This window comes from Kribbella sp. NPDC054772, assembly GCF_053611945.1.
On sequence record NZ_JBSHBJ010000004.1, the window covers coordinates 307,830 to 321,030 of the forward strand.

The 13,201-nt window shown below is 68.4% G+C and carries 10 protein-coding genes; 9 read left to right on the plus strand and 1 reads right to left on the minus strand.

Going from position 1 to position 13,201, the window contains the following annotated elements:
* Window positions 1-2: 2 nt before the first annotated feature.
* From ACWGID_RS09580 to ACWGID_RS09615, 8 genes are read left to right on the plus strand one after another with little or no spacing between them, the layout of a single operon-like run.
* Window positions 3-1,073, plus strand: a complete 1,071-nt coding sequence (locus ACWGID_RS09580; RefSeq protein WP_452195965.1) for a mandelate racemase/muconate lactonizing enzyme family protein — start codon at window positions 3-5, stop codon at window positions 1,071-1,073.
* 2 nt (window positions 1,074-1,075) lie between these two features.
* Window positions 1,076-1,990, plus strand: coding sequence for a carbohydrate ABC transporter permease (locus ACWGID_RS09585; RefSeq protein ID WP_452195966.1), 915 nt, complete (start codon window positions 1,076-1,078; stop codon window positions 1,988-1,990).
* Window positions 1,980-2,813: a carbohydrate ABC transporter permease gene (locus ACWGID_RS09590; protein ID WP_452195967.1), complete on the plus strand. Its 834-nt coding sequence runs from the start codon at window positions 1,980-1,982 to the stop codon at window positions 2,811-2,813. Before ACWGID_RS09585 ends, ACWGID_RS09590 begins: the two co-directional genes overlap by 11 nt.
* Complete coding sequence (locus ACWGID_RS09595; RefSeq protein WP_452195968.1) at window positions 2,810-3,529, plus strand: SDR family NAD(P)-dependent oxidoreductase; 720 nt, start codon at window positions 2,810-2,812, stop codon at window positions 3,527-3,529. The genes ACWGID_RS09590 and ACWGID_RS09595 overlap by 4 nt, the downstream gene beginning before the upstream one ends.
* Window positions 3,530-3,556: 27 nt before the next feature.
* Window positions 3,557-5,155: an arylsulfatase gene (locus ACWGID_RS09600; RefSeq protein ID WP_452195969.1), complete on the plus strand. Its 1,599-nt coding sequence runs from the start codon at window positions 3,557-3,559 to the stop codon at window positions 5,153-5,155.
* 1 nt (window position 5,156) lies between these two features.
* Window positions 5,157-6,560, plus strand: a complete 1,404-nt coding sequence (locus ACWGID_RS09605) for a sulfatase family protein (RefSeq protein WP_452195970.1) — start codon at window positions 5,157-5,159, stop codon at window positions 6,558-6,560.
* 25 nt (window positions 6,561-6,585) lie between these two features.
* Entirely contained in the window at window positions 6,586-8,394 is a 1,809-nt protein-coding gene (locus ACWGID_RS09610; protein ID WP_452195971.1) for a glycoside hydrolase family 2 protein, read from the plus strand.
* Window positions 8,391-10,370 (plus strand): hypothetical protein, encoded by a 1,980-nt coding sequence (locus ACWGID_RS09615; RefSeq protein WP_452195972.1) that lies wholly within the window; start codon window positions 8,391-8,393, stop codon window positions 10,368-10,370. Before ACWGID_RS09610 ends, ACWGID_RS09615 begins: the two co-directional genes overlap by 4 nt.
* Here ACWGID_RS09615 and ACWGID_RS09620 read toward each other — a convergent pair.
* The gene (locus ACWGID_RS09620) at window positions 10,367-11,575 is read right to left on the minus strand and encodes an ROK family protein (RefSeq protein WP_452195973.1); all 1,209 of its coding nucleotides are present in this window, start codon (window positions 11,573-11,575) and stop codon (window positions 10,367-10,369) included. The two genes, ACWGID_RS09615 and ACWGID_RS09620, sit on opposite strands and share 4 nt — an antisense overlap.
* A gap of 105 nt (window positions 11,576-11,680) precedes the next feature.
* Here ACWGID_RS09620 and ACWGID_RS09625 point away from each other — a divergent pair, with 105 nt between their 5' ends.
* Complete coding sequence (locus tag ACWGID_RS09625) at window positions 11,681-13,189, plus strand: alpha-L-arabinofuranosidase C-terminal domain-containing protein (RefSeq protein WP_452195974.1); 1,509 nt, start codon at window positions 11,681-11,683, stop codon at window positions 13,187-13,189.
* The last annotated feature ends 12 nt before the right edge of the window (window positions 13,190-13,201 follow it).

Here is a 13,201-nt window from a genome sequence, read left to right on the forward strand (position 1 = left end):
TCATGGAGACCGACGTGTACGTCGAATCCGCGGTCGTGCGCGCGCACCGGGCGTCGCCGCGAAGTACCTGGGTGACGGTCGAACTGGTTGCCGACGGCATCCGTGGCGTCGGCGAGCTGTCCGACGGCGGACCTCTGGACGTGCTGCTGCCCGCCGCGCGATCGCTGGAGGCCTCCGTAGTCGGACGCCCGCTGGAGCAGGCGCGGACCGCGCTCTGGTCGGCCGGTCGCCCCGACTCGTTCCTCTGGTCAACGGTGCTCAGCGGGTACGACGCGGCGTTCGCCGACCTGATCGCGCGTCGCGAAGGCCGGTCGCTGTCGGCGTCACTCGGTCTGGGCGAGCCGCAGCCGGTCCGGTTGTACGCGAACCTGAACCGGCGGTTCGGCGCGGACGGCACGGACGCGATCGTCAGTGAGGCGTTGGGGGCCGTGCGCAACGGGTTCTCGGCGGTGAAGGTGGCGCCGTTCCTGGACAACCGGGCACGCGGCCTGTCCGGGACGCAGCTGATCGACGCCGGCCTCGAGCTGGTGGCGACAGTGCGGGAGGCGATCCCGGACGGCGTGCGGCTGATGGTCGATTGCCATCACCTGGTGCCTCCGGAGTGCCTGGCCGCGGTTGCCCGCGAGCTGACTCGTCTGGATCTGTATTGGGTCGAGGACCTGGTGCACGTCGATGACCGGGCGGCGTTGGACACTGCGGCGGCGACCGGTCTGCCGTTGGCGGCGGGGGAGCACGTCTGGCAACCGGAGGCTGCCGCGGCGGCCTGTGCCGGAGGGGCGTTGGCGTACTGGCTGGTCGATCCGAAACATGCGGGCGGACCGGTCGGTGTCGCGCGGATCGCCGAGGCGATCGAGGACACGCAGTTGACGTTTCACAATCCGAGCGGACCGGTGGGGACCGCGCATGCCGCGCATCTCGCCGGGCTGGGTGGTGCCGGTGGGTGGCTCGAGTACGCGTGGGGCGAGACGGAGCGCCGTACGTTCGTCGAGCCTGCCGAGACAGTGATCGACGGCATGCTGCGCCCGGTCGGACCGGGTATCGGTGTCGAGTTGACGAGAATCGGAGAGGAGTAGTTGTGGCTGTCGCGTTTCCGGCGATGCGTAGCGGGCGGCGGAACCGGTATCAGAACGGCTGGGCGTTGTTGTTCCTCGCGCCCTGGCTGATCGGCTTCCTGGCGTTCACCGCCGGGCCGATGCTGATGTCGCTGTACCTCGCCTTCACCAAGTACGACCTGCTGACCGCCCCGAAGTGGATCGGGTGGGGCAACTTCAGCCGGATGTTCGGCGAGGACCCGCTCTTCCTGCAATCGCTGAAGGTGACCGCGATCTACGTGTTCGTGGGTACGCCGCTCAGTCTCGCGTTCGCGCTGGCGGTGGCCGTCGTACTCAACCGTGGTCTGCGCGGACTGGACTTCTACCGGTCGGCGATCTACCTGCCGTCGCTGTTCGGCGGCAGTGTCGCGATCGCGGTGCTGTGGCGGAAGGTGTTCAACGGCGACGGACTGGTGAACCAGATCCTCGCCCTGGTCGGCATCCACGGACCGTCGTGGATCTCCGAGCCGCACACCGCGCTCGGCACGCTGATCGCGCTCGAGGTGTGGCAGTTCGGCGCGCCGATGGTGATCTTCCTCGCCGGACTCCGGCAGATCCCGCGGGAGTTCTACGAGGCCGCGCAGGTGGACGGCGCCAGCAAGTCCCGGCAGTTCTGGAGCATCACGATGCCGCTGCTGAGCCCGATCCTGTTCTTCAACCTCACGCTGCAACTGATCCGGTCGTTCCAGGCCTTCGCGCCGGCGTTCATCATCAGCGACGGTTCGGGCGGCCCGGCCGACTCCACGATGTTCTACTCCCTGTACCTCTACCAGGAGGGTTTCGTGAACTTCGACATGGGCTACGCCGCGGCGATGGCCTGGATGCTGGTGCTGCTGGCCGGCGCCGTCGTCGCCGTCAACTTCATCTTCAGCCGGTACTGGGTGCACTATGAGAACTGAGCGAAAGCGCCTGCTCGCGCACTTCGCGCTGATCGTCGTCACGCTCGTCATGCTCTATCCGCTGGTGTGGATGGTGGCGAGCTCCTTCAAGCCGACCGCCGAGATCTTCTCGCAGCCGGGCCTGATCCCGAAGCACTTCGAGCCGTCGAACTACGCCCAGGGCTGGAAGGGCGTGTCCACCGCGTTCAGCATCTTCATCGAGAACTCGTTGTTCATCTCGGTGCTGGCGATCATCGGCAACGTGATCTCCTGCAGTCTGGCCGCCTTCGCGTTCGCGCGGCTGAACTTCTTCGGCCGCCGGATCGCGTACGCGACGATGCTGGTGACGCTGATGCTGCCGACGCACGTGACGCTGGTGCCGCAGTACATCCTGTTCAACAAGCTCGGGTGGGTGAACACGTTCTACCCGCTCTTCGTACCGCACTTCTTCGCCGTCGACGCGTTCTTCGTGCTGCTGATGGTGCAGTTCATCCGCTCGCTGCCGCGCGAGCTGGACGAGGCGGCGCGGCTGGACGGGTGTTCGCCGTGGAAGATCTACCGCCACATCGTCTTCCCGCTGTTGCGGCCGGCGTTGGTGACCACGATCATCTTCACGTTCATCTGGACGTACAACGACTTCTTCAAGCAGCTCATCTACCTGAACGACGTGGAGCTGTTCACCGTGCCGCTCGGCCTGCGGCAGTTCCTCGACTCGACAGGTGACTCGTCGTGGGGGCCGATGCTTGCCATGAGCACCCTTGCGCTCGTTCCGCCGCTCGTCCTGTTCGTCACGTTCCAGCGGAAGATCGTCGACGGCGTCGCGACCTCGGGCCTGAAGGGATGAGGCCGGTCGCGCTCGTCACCGGAGCCGGTGGCGGTATCGGCTCGGCGGCGGTGTCGACGCTCGCCAAACAGGGCTGGGCCGTGGTCGGCGTCGACCTGGTGGACAAGCCGACCGGCCTCGACGGGGTGGAGTGGATCGTCGGCGACGTTCGCGACGAATCAATCGTCAGCCGTGCGGTCGGAGTAGCGTGCGCTCTCGGACAGCCGCGTGGCCTGGTGACCGCGACGCTGGCTGAGCACCGTGGCGCGCTGGAGACCCTTGGCGAGCTGGCGCTCGCCGAGGTGTTCGACGTACAGGTCGCTGCGGCGTGGGCGTGGAGTACGGCGTTGGTCGGTGCGAGCAGCGATGAGGCGTCGATCGTCCACATCTCCAGCGTGCATGCGCAGCGGGCATCGGCGGGTATGGCGGCGTACGCGATGGGTAAGGCGGCACTGGACGCGCTTGTGCGGGCTGGTGCGGTGGAGTGGGGTCGGCGCGGGGTGCGGTGCAATGCCGTACTGCCGGGCTTCGTGCCGGTGGAGCGGAACAAGGCCCGGTGGTCCGATCCGGACGCGTCGGCCGAGCTGCTCGCCAACCATCCGCTCGGCCGCTTCGTCACCGCGGAGGACGTGGCGCAGGTCGTCGCCTTCCTCCTCGGACCCGAGTCCCGCGCCGTGACCGGCGTGTCCCTCCCGGTCGACGGTGGCATGCTCGCCGCGCTGCCGCACTGGGCCTGATCACACACACTAGACAGCGAGGTTTTCATGGGATCTGCGCGACCGAACGTCCTCATCATCCTGGTCGACGACATGGGGTACTCCGATATCGGCTGCTACGGCGGCGAGATCGGCACCCCGAACATCGACGGTCTCGCCGCGGGCGGTGCCCGGCTGACGAACTTCTACAACACGGCCCGCTGCAGCCCGTCCCGTGCTTCGTTGCTGACCGGCTTACACCCGCACCAGACCGGAGTCGCCGAGCTCGTCAACAACGACGGACCCGGTGGGTATCCGGGAAGCCTCACGCAGCAGTCCGCGACCCTCGCCGAGACGTTCCGCGCGGCCGGCTACCACACGCACATGACCGGCAAATGGCACCTGTCGAACGAGCGTGAGCGCCCGACCGACACCTGGCCGACCCGTCGCGGGTTCGAGCGTTTCTGGGGCACGATCAGCGGCGCCGGCAGCTACTTCCAGACCACCACGCTCCACGACGGAGAGACGCCCGTACCGCTGTCGGAGCTCGGGCCGGACTTCTACTACACCGACGAGATCGGTTCGCACGCCGCCACCGCGATCCGCGATGCGGCCGGTGGCGATCGCCCCTTCTTCGGGTACGTCGCCTTCACCGCGCCGCACTGGCCGCTGCACGCCAAGGAGGACGATCTCGCCGAGACGCGTGGCAACTTCGACGAAGGCTGGGACGTACTGCGCACGCGCCGTCGGCAGCGTCAGCTCGACGCCGGAATCTGCGCCGACGACGCGACCCTCGACCGCCGCGACCCGGAGGTTCCCGCCTGGTCGGACGAGCCCGAGCAGAAGTGGCAGCTCGAGCGCATGGAGGCGTACGCCGCGCAGGTCCGCGCGATGGACCGTGCGGTCGGGACGATCCTCACCGCCCTCGACGAGACCGGCCAGCGCGATAACACCATCGTGCTCTTCCTGTCCGACAACGGCGGCTGCGCCGAGGAGCTGAACAGCGCCCCCGAGGCGGCCGCGCGGTTCCGGCAGCACCACCTGATCATCCCGCCAAGCGCCCCGGACGGTACGCCGATGCGCGTCGGCAACTCGCCCGACATCCGGCCCGGGACCGCGGACACGTACACCAGCTACGGCCAGGCGTGGGCGAACCTCTCGAACACCCCGTTCCGCCTGTACAAGCGCTGGGTGCACGAGGGCGGCATCGCGACTCCGCTCATCGTTTCCTGGCCCGCGGGCGAACTGAACGACACCGTCGTCGACGCGCCGAACCAGTTGACCGACATCGCGCCGACGTTGCTCGAGGCAACCGGCGTACCGGCGTTGACCGAGCGGGACGGGGAGCAGTTGCCGGCCTTGCCCGGTCACAGCATGCTCGAACTGCTCCGGGGTGGGCCGGCGACGGAGCACGACCTGTTCTGGGAGCACATCGGGAACGCGGCGGTTCGGTCGGGGCAGTGGAAGTTGGTCCGGGAGCACGAGGGTGCCTGGGAGCTGTACGACCTGGCGAGCGACCGCAGTGAGAGCCACGACCTGTCCGGTGACCAACCGGAACGGGTGGCGGACCTCGCCGGACGGTGGCAGACCTGGGCCGACTCGGTCGGCGTGATCCCGTACGGCGACGTACTCGCCGCCCGCGAGTCGATGCCGAACCAGCCTGCCTGAGATGACCGCCCGCCGACCGAACATCCTGCTGGTGATGACGGACAGCTCACGGTGCGACACCCTGTCCTGCTACGGCGCACCGCATGCCGTCTCACCGAATCTCGATCAGCTCGCGGCCGAGGGCGTCCGCTACGAGCAGGCCCACACGACGGCGCCAGTGTGTACGCCGGCCCGCGCGAGCCTGCTCACCGGAACGCACACGCCGATCCACGGGTGCATCGAGAACGGGATCTCGCGGCGGGCGGACCTCGTCACGCTGCCGGAACTGCTGAGCGGCGCCGGCTACCACACGATCATGGTCGGCAAGACGCACTTCGGTGGTCCGGCAGCGTTCGACGACGAGAGCATCCTCGGCGGCGAGAAAGGCGCCGCCGTCTCGGACGACTATGCGAAGCACCTGGCCCGGCACGGGTTCGACCGGGCGTCGGCGCATCCGAACCCGATCCCGCCGGACCTGTTCTGCGACGCCTTCCTCGTCGACCGGACGATCGACGCCATCGACCGGCATCGAGCCGCCGAGCCGGACCAGCCGTACTTCGCGTTCTGCTCACTACCGAGCCCGCACTCGCCACTCGACCCGCCGGGGGAGTGGGCCAGGCTCTTCGACGACATCGAGCTCCCGCCGTTGAACTACGAACCCGGCGAAGAGGCGCGTCACCCTGAGCACCTGCAACGACTGGTAGGTCGGCGCGGCGTGGAGGCGGACGAGGCCGAGCGGGAGGACGGGTCGCTCGACCTCGACGTGGTCGACCAACAGCGGCGGTTGTACTACGGCCTCGCCGCGTACTGCGACGCGCAGATCGGCCGCCTGCTCGATCACGTGGACGCCGACGAGACGCTGGTCGTCTTCACGACGGATCACGGTCAGCAGTACTACGACCACGGCTTCAACGACAAGCACACCTTCCACGACGAGTCCTGGCGGATCCCGCTGATCATGCGCTGGCCGGGTGTGATCCCACCGGGATCGGTCGGCGACTGGGCGATGACCACCGACCTCACGGCCACCTTCGCGGCGGCCGCAGGCGTCGAGGCACCGACGCTGCAAGGCTTCGACTTACTCGGATCCGAGAAGCGCGGGTGCGCGGCATCCGTCCTGCACAGGTCGTTGGCGTTGGCAACGGATGACTGGAAGCTCGAGTACTACCCGGAGACAGGCACCGGCCGGCTCTTCGACCGGCGGGCCGATCCGCGCGAGCAGCACGACCACTGGTCAGACCAGGTGGAGGTCCGGCAGCAGCTGCTCGAGGCACTGCTGGCGTGGCGCGCCGATCTGACCGATGTGCAGTACCTGCAGGAGCACACCCATCGAGGCGGGCCGGTCGCGCTGCGCGTGGCGGCACAGACGGCTCGCCGTACCGGTCTCGACGCGGAGTTGCGGCTCAGCCGCCGCGTCCGAGCTTGATCCCCGCTTGAGAGGACACAGCTGCATGGAGACACGTCCGGAGTACCCGAGACCGCAGTGGCGGCGGAAGCGCTGGCAGTCGCTGAACGGGACCTGGGATTTCGAGATCGACCACAGCGACACCGGGCTGCAACGCGGGCTGCGGAGTACGCCGTACAGCCGGGAGATCCTGGTGCCGTTCGCGCCGGAGTCGGAGTTGTCCGGGATCGGGAACACCGACTTCATGGACGCCGTCTGGTATCGGCGTGAGGTCAGGATCGACCCGACCTGGGGTGGCCAGCGGATCCTGCTGCACTTCCAGGCGGTAGACCACGACACGACCGTGTGGGTGAACGACGTTGAGGTCGGGCGGCACCGCGGTGGGTCGACACCGTTCGCGTTCGACATCACCGAGGTGCTCGACGGCTCCAGCGCGACGATCGTGGTCCGGGCGCGTGATTCGCGGACCGGCGTCCAGGCAAGCGGCAAGCAGGCGACCTGGTACGAGAACACCGGCTGCTACTACACCCGCACGACCGGCATCTGGCAGACCGTCTGGCTCGAGCCCGTCGGCCGCTCGTACGTGCAGCGCCCGCGCATCACACCCGACGTCGCGAACTCACGCTTCATCGTCACCGCGCCGATCGACGCCCCACGGCGCGGCCAGCGGCTGACCGTCGAACTCACCGATGCGGACGGCGTGATCTCGTCCGAGGAAGTTGCTGTCGGCACCGACTTCACCGCGACCTGTGTGCTCCCGGTACCCGCTGACCGCCGGCGCCTGTGGAGTCCGGCGGATCCGCACCTCTACGGACTGCGGTTCGTCCTGGACGACGGTGAGGTGCTCGACGAGGTCGAGAGTTACGCCGGCCTGCGATCGGTCGCGATCGAGGGGAACAAGTTCCTGCTGAACGGCGAACCGGTCTTCCAGCGGCTCGTCCTCGACCAGGGCTACTGGCCGGACGGCCTGATGACCGCGCCGACCGACGAGGCGCTGGTGCGTGACATCGAACTCGGTCTCGCGGCCGGATTCAACGGCGCCCGCCTGCACCAGAAGGTCTTCGAGGAGCGGTACCTGTACCACGCCGACCGCCTGGGCTACCTGGTCTGGGGCGAGTTCCCCGACTGGGGAGCCCAGGGACAAGGCCCGAAGGGCAACAACCAGCAACCCACCACGGCGTACGTCGCCGAGTGGCAGGAGGTCGTCGCGCGGGACGTCAACCACCCATCGATCATCGGTTGGTGCCCGCTCAACGAGACGCACCAGGACCTGCACGATCGCGAGACGCAGCTCGACGACGTTACTCGCGCGATGTTCCGCGCGGCGAAGGCGGCGGACCCCACCCGTCCGGTGATCGACGCGTCCGGTTACAGCCACCGGGTGCCCGAGACCGACGTCTGGGACAGCCACTCCTACGAGCAGGACCCGGGCGCGTTCGCCGTACAGCAGTCCGGTCTTGCGCAGGGCGATCCGTTCGGCAACGTGAGCCGTGAAGGCGCGCGGCAGTCGCTTCCGTACCGCGGTCAGCCGTACATGGTGAGCGAGTACGGCGGGATCTGGTGGAACGTCGAAGCTGCGTCGGCGAGTGGCACCGATCGGCGCGAGTCGTGGGGCTACGGGCAACGGGTCGGGTCGCTCACGGAGTTCTACGAACGGTTCGAAGGGCTTACGCGGGTGCTGCTCGAGGACCCGAACATGTTCGGTTACTGCTACACGCAGCTGACCGACGTGTTCCAGGAACAGAACGGGATCTACGGCTTCGACCGGTCCGACAAGTTCGACGTCGAGCGGATCCGCGCGGTGCAGGTGCAGCAGGCGGCGTACGAACGAGGGCTCGCGGAGGTGCACGGATGAGGAAGGCAGCAGGTGCGATCGCGCTCGTGCTGGTCGCGGTCGGGCTGAGCCGGATTCCGGCGTCGGCCGCCGGTCCTCGGGTCGAGATCCGGGTGGACAACGCGCCCCTGGTGATGGCGGACGGGGTGCCGGCGCCGCCGATCACGCCGGAGATCTTCGGCGCGAACGCCCGCTGGATCGACAACGAGCTCGGCGCCTGGGATCCCGCGCCACAGGGCCCAGCGGCCGGTTTCGCCGACGCCGCCGCGGCCGCGAAGCTCGACCTGATCCGCTACCCGGGCGGTACGGTCGCGAACTTCTTCGACTTCAAGAAGGCGATCGGACCGGTCGCGCAGCGCGGGTGCCAGACCTCAGGCGGTTTCGCCGCCGTGCGGTTCGGCAATCTGCCTGGTGCGCGGAACGGGTTCGGGCCGGACGAAGAGGAGTCCCTCGTCTCGCAGCTCGGCGCGAAGACGATGGTGATGGTTCCGTCGATCAACCAGACCGCGAGCGACGCCGCGGACTACGTCGAGTACATGAACTCGCCCAGCGACGGTACGGCGACCAACCCGAACGGCGGCACCGACTGGGCCGAGGTACGGGCGGCCAACGGGCACCCCGCGCCGTACGGGATCACGACCTGGGAGTACGGGAACGAGCCCTTCCTCGACGGGCAGCGGTACTGGCGGGACGAGGACCAGCCGACGCGGGTGAAGCAGTTCATCGAAGGCGGGTGGAGTCGGCAGACCGCGGCGTCGGCGACGTACCAGAACGACGACGGACTGTTCAGCGGGTGCGATCTGGTGAACCGGAAGACGGGTACGGGCGCCGCGGGTCAGACGTACCGCACGCGGTACAACCCGATCGCGCTGCCGGCTGACGCGACGGCCGAGTCCGGGCCGATCGCGGAGCCGGTGCTGACCGTGAACGGCGTGCCGTGGACTCGGGTCGACTCGCTGGCGACGGCCGGGGCGAGCGATCAGGTGTACGCGATCGGTCAGACCGACGGGACGGTCAGCTTCGGCGACGGGACGCACGGCGTGATTCCGGCGAAGGGCGCGACGCTGAGCATCGAGTACACGACCGGCCGGCAGGACGGGTTCCTGGACTTCGTGAAGGCGATGAAGGCGGTCGACCCGAAGATCACGGTGTGCTCGGGCTGGGGCAAGCCGGAGTTCGTCGATGCCATGGGCAACCGGCCGTACGACTGCATCGGCATCCATTCCTACACCGATCAGGCGGGTGGTGACGCGGACGGCGCGTACGACTCGACGGAGCTCTACCAGCAGCTGATGAACGCCAGCGACGTACCGACCGCGCAGCTCGCCGAGTTGCGGAAGCGGATCGCGACGCACTTCCCGGATCCGCGCAAGCGACCCGCGCTGACGGTCACGGAGTACGGCACGATCAGCCAGAACGGTCCGACCGGGGTGAGTACGCCGAGCAACTTCGCCGCGATGCAGATGCACAACGTGTACGAGGCGACGATGCTGATCGGGCAGATCACGAACGGCGTCCGGCTCTCGATCAACTCGAACCTCAACGGCGGGCCGGCCGACGACCCCGCGAAACGGGACTGGGGCAACATCCTCGGATCCCCACCGGGGTTCGGCATCACCGGTCGGTCGCTGTCTCTGACGTTGGCCGCACCCATGATCGGCGCGGCACCACGGAAGGTGACGACGAGCGGCAATCCGACACTGCCTGGTGGGAACTACACGGCCGTGGTGGCCGCCGCGACCCGGACGAGCCGCGGCGTACAGCTGTTGGTCGTGAACCGGAGTCTCGACAAGACCGTGCCGATCACGGTCGATCCGGCCGGTGGACCGGCGGCGAAGTCGGCACTGCAGACCACGGTGACCGACGACGACATCACGGCGTACAACAACGATCAGGCGCAGCCGGTGCAACGCACGACGAAGACCGTCGGGAAGGGCCCGAAGGTCGACGCCGAACTGCCACCACACTCGGTGAACCTGATCGAACTGCGGTATTAGTCGGCGTTCGCGGTGAGGGCCGGGACGAGTGCCTCGGGGGAGCGGTAGACGGCGTCCAGCATGATCGCTGCGGCGGCTATGCCGAGCGCGTGGGGGCCGAACGCGCTCGGCAGGATCTTCGTCGCCGCGGCAGCGCCCCGGCCCGCCGCCAGCTTGGCCTCCGCGACCTCGCGCACGACCGAGACGTGGTCGACCGGGGCACTCACCCCACCGCCGATGACCACCAGTTCGGGATCGAGCAGCTCGATCAGGGTCGCGGTCGCCGTCCCGACGACGCCGGCCCGGTCCTGCAGCAGGCGGCGGGCCCGGGCGTCACCGGCTCCCGCGAGCGCGAAGACGTCGTACACCTCCTGGTCGTCGCTGATCAGACCGGCCGCGCGAGCCCGGCGGGCGGTCTCGAGGTCGCCGGCGACCATCGCGAAGCAGTTCCGGTTGCCGCAGGTGCAGACCTCGCTGGACCGGCCGGTGACCGGTAGATGATCGAGTCCGCCCGCGGCCGAGTGCGCTCCGCGGTACGGCGATCCGTTGAACACGAACCCGGCGCCGACGACGTTGCCGACGAACAGGTGGATGAAGTTATCCACGCCCGTCGCCGCGCCGAACCAGTGCTCGGCGAGCGCCAGCGCCCGTACCTGGGAATCGATGATGACCGGCAGATCCACCAGGTCGCGCAGCGCCAAGGCGAGTGGGGCGTTCTGCCAGCCGAGCACAGGCTGGCTGTACACCTGTCCGTCCGTGCTGTTCACCCAGCCACCGGTGCTCGCGCCGATGCCGAGAACGGTGATGTCGTGGTTGTCGATCACCTTCCGCACCGATCGAGCCGCACTGCGGACGAGCCGGTCGAGGCTGGTCGCGCGCTCTGTCGTGTGGGCCTCGGCGAGCAACTGCCCGCGGAGGTCCGTCAGGCAGATGTTGACCCGGTGCAGGCCGAAGTGCACACCGATCACGCCGTACGTCGACTGGTCGATGGTGACCGGCACCTTCGGGCGGCCCATCCCGCGCTGCGTCGGCTCGGCGGATTCCCGGACCAGCCCGGAGCGGACCAGCGCGCCGGTCAGCCGGGTGACCGAGCCGGTGGACATCCCGATCGCGGCCGCGAGGTCGGTCCGGGCGGTCGGCCCGGAGCGCATCAGCTCACGCATGATCGTCGAGTAGTTCTGCTGCCGGATGTCGCTGAGCTGGGCAGAACGCGCGAACTCCTTCATGGGGTCGGTTCTAGCACCGTCGGTCAGATCGGTCCAACACGTTGACATCGTCGGCGTGGGCTCTTTATCTTCAAGTCAAAGATAAGTCTGACGGAAGGATGATCAGTGCGCACCACCGCGACGTTCAGCCTGCACGGAACGGTCAACGGGACGATCCGGCCGGAGATCTACGGCCAGTTCCTGTCCCGCCGCCGCTGGGTGGCCGACGAGGCCCTGCACAACCCGGGGCATCCGGACGCGGACGCCGACGGCCTGCGCGCGCCGGTGGTCGACGCGATCACCGGCCTCGGCGCGCCCGTGGTCCGCTGGCCGGGCGGGTGCACCGGGACGTCGTACGAGTGGGAGCGGGGGATCGGGCCCAATCGCGAGCGGACCGTCGACTGGCACTTCGGGTACGACGTCGGCAACGGTTTCGGTACGGCGGAGTTCGTCACCTACTGCTGGCGGATCGGGGCCGAGCCGCAGATCAACCTGACCACCGGGACCGGGTCGCTGCGCGAAGCGCTCAACTGGGTCGAGTACTGCAACGGCACCGGCGACTCGGTGTATGCGAACCTGCGCCGCGCCCACGGGTACGACGAGCCGTTCGACGTCCGGTACTGGCAGATCGGCAACGAGGAATGGGGACCGTGGGAGCTCGGCCAGCTCGGTCCGCAGGAGAACGCCGTCCGCTGCCGTGAATGGGCGAAGGCGATCAAGCGGATCGACCCGACGCTCAAGGTGCTCGCGATCGGCTGCTTCGAGCCGAACCAGTCGATCGACTGGAACCTCGCCCTGCTCCGCGAGGCTTGGGACCACATCGACTACCTGACCCTGCACACCTACTGGCCGTTCGACCCGAGCACCGCGGACGGCGACTACGCGCGCGTCCTCAGCGGTCCGCACCGTACCGAGGCCGCGATCGTCGCGATCCAGGGACTCGTGGACCTGGTCGCCCGCGAGAAGCCCGGTACGGCGAAGCCCGAGCTCGCATTCACCGAATGGAACTGCGCCGACGCCACCCGCTTCGAGATGAGCCCGAAGTGGCGCCCGGGCGAGACCCGCTACCGTACGGTCGACGCGCTCGCGGTCGCGTCGTTCCTGAACGTCATGCAGCGCCAGTCCGACAGCGTCACGCTCGCGAACTTCGCCCAGACCATCAATGTCGTCGGCGCACTCGTCGTCACCGACGACCAGGTCGTGCGCGAGACCGTCTACTGGCCGCTCCAGATGCAACGCCACCACAGCGGCAGCATCTCGCTCGCCGGCGACGCCACATGTGGGACCGTCCCCGGCGAGACCCTGGAGCGCACCGCGATCGAGCTACCGGCCCTCGACGTCAGCGCCTCGACCGATCCCGGCAGTACCACCGTCTGGCTCTCCGTCGTCAACCGCGACCGCGAGAACGCCGCGACCCTGTCGATCGACCTGGGCCGGCCGCTGCTCACCAACCTGGTCAAGATCCACCAGCTGCACACCGAGGACCCGCTGGCCAAGAACACCCTCGCCGAGCCCGACCTCGTCCACCCACACTCCAACGAGATCAAACTCGACGACAACCTAGCCCTGGACCTCCCGCCCAGCTCCTACACAATCCTCGAACTAACCACCACAACCCCCCTCATCACCCCCTAGCCCGCCAGTCCC

Coding starts and splice junctions, on each gene's coding strand:
- ACWGID_RS09590 (WP_452195967.1), top strand. CDS start 1,980: ATGAGAACTGAGCGAAAGCGCCTGCTCGCGCACTTCGCGCTGATCGTC.
- ACWGID_RS09600 (WP_452195969.1), top strand. CDS start 3,557: ATGGGATCTGCGCGACCGAACGTCCTCATCATCCTGGTCGACGACATG.
- ACWGID_RS09610 (WP_452195971.1), top strand. CDS start 6,586: ATGGAGACACGTCCGGAGTACCCGAGACCGCAGTGGCGGCGGAAGCGC.
- ACWGID_RS09595 (WP_452195968.1), top strand. CDS start 2,810: ATGAGGCCGGTCGCGCTCGTCACCGGAGCCGGTGGCGGTATCGGCTCG.
- ACWGID_RS09605 (WP_452195970.1), top strand. CDS start 5,157: ATGACCGCCCGCCGACCGAACATCCTGCTGGTGATGACGGACAGCTCA.
- ACWGID_RS09580 (WP_452195965.1), top strand. CDS start 3: ATGGAGACCGACGTGTACGTCGAATCCGCGGTCGTGCGCGCGCACCGG.
- ACWGID_RS09615 (WP_452195972.1), top strand. CDS start 8,391: ATGAGGAAGGCAGCAGGTGCGATCGCGCTCGTGCTGGTCGCGGTCGGG.
- ACWGID_RS09620 (WP_452195973.1), bottom strand. CDS start 11,575: ATGAAGGAGTTCGCGCGTTCTGCCCAGCTCAGCGACATCCGGCAGCAG.